1 protein-coding gene is annotated in these 1715 nt (G+C 46.3%); it reads left to right on the forward strand.

The window, feature by feature from the left end; translation table 11 throughout:
* Positions 1-138: 138 nt before the first annotated feature.
* Entirely contained in the window at positions 139-1575 is a 1437-nt protein-coding gene (locus M3200_RS00825) for an IS5 family transposase (protein ID WP_022381645.1), read from the forward strand.
* Positions 1576-1715: the final 140 nt, after the last annotated feature.

The following is a 1715-nucleotide window of genomic DNA, read 5'->3' on the forward strand; positions in this document are numbered from 1 at the left end:
GTAAATAGTGCATGCTGAATAACTATTTATGATAGAATATATTAGATAACTACTGAGATTTAACATGTAATATTGTATAATATATGCATAGTTAATTTTAGCATCCCCAGATTTTCTTTGCACATAGGAGCTCTATTCATGTATAAACTCACTCCCCAGTACCAGCAAATTTCTATTTTTGACTTCAATCAGCCGGGTGGGCTCCAGCTTTCCTCCGACAACAGATGGGTTCAGCTGGCGGACTCTCTTGAGTGGAGCAAGTACGAAGAGCTCTATGCTGAGCAGTTCCCTTCTAAAACAGGACGTCCGGGAATTCCTTTTCGTATTGCCTTTGGCGCATATATTATCCAGAAGGCAACCGGAGCTTCTGACAGGAAATTATGTGAGCTCATTGCAGAAAACCCATATTATCAGTATTTCCTTGGGCTCCCATCTTTTCAGTCTGAATGCCCGTTCACCTACTCTGCTATGGTGTATTTTAGAAAGAGATTCACACCTGAGTTCCTTATGGAAGTCAATGAAATGATTCTGGCAGCGTCTGATGTAACGCCGGAACACAGGGAGGATAAGTTGGAGGTGCCCGATGGCACTGCTCTCCCCGACAATATGGGGACCTTGATTCTGGATGCGACCTGTTCTCCTTCGAATATCCGGTATCCTCAGGATTTCTCGCTTCTCAATGAAGCCAGGGAGCATCTGGAGGGGATGATTGACTATTTCAATGATACCTATCATCCCTGGGCTAAGCCAAGGACTTACCGGGAAATCGCCAGAAAGGACTATCTGAAGCTGGCAAAGTCCAAGAAAAGGTCTGCAAAAGCTGTCAGAATGCAGATTCGGCGGGAGTTATTCAATCTTGCCCGTGATATGCGCTATATCGAACAGTACCTTGCGGCAGGCTATGAGCTTCCGGACAAGTATCGGCAGTTGTACCAGACCATTCAGAAGCTGTATGAGCAGCAGAAGTACATGTATGACCACAAGACACATCGAATCGAGCATAGGATTGTCAGCCTGCGTCAGCCCCATCTGAGGCCCATTGTACGCGGCAAGGTCAAGGCACCGGTAGAATTTGGCGCCAAGTACGATGTGAGCATTGATGAAAAGGGACATGCCCGGATGGAAAAGCTGTCATTCGACCCTTACAATGAAGGCGGCATTCTGACTGATGCAGTGGAACGGTATAAAACCCGTACCGGCCATTATCCTACGAAGGTGCTGGTCGATCAGATTTATCGCACTCGCACAAACCGAGAGTTCTGCAAGCAGCGTGGAATTCGCATGTCCGGGCCTCGCTTAGGGCGTCCGCCAAAAGAGAAACAGAAGCCAACAAAGGAAGAATACCAGGACAATGTCGATAGAATCGAGGTTGAGCGCTTCTTCAGCTTAGATAAGCACTGCTATGGTGCCGGTCTTATCATGACTAAACTGCCGGAGACGACGTTGTCTTCTATCACCATGTCTGTTCTTGTGGGGAATCTGTTCAGAATCCCCACGGAGTCTCTTTTTTTGCTCTATTTTGTGGATTCAGGGGCAGAATCAGAGTCTCAGCACTATATGGAGTTAGCAGACTGAGGTTCCAAGGCATTCTCAAGGTCAAAAATGCCTTCTGAGGGGTGAATTTTCACATTTTGAGGGTGTTTTAGGTTATTTTTGCAAAGGGTGGTTTTTTAACAGCCACTAAATACACAAGTCCTTTTACACTGCTCGTGGCA

The organism is Dialister sp. CAG:357 (assembly GCF_000435155.1).
In the GTDB taxonomy this organism is placed as follows: Bacteria; Bacillota; Negativicutes; order Veillonellales; family Dialisteraceae; genus Dialister; species Dialister hominis.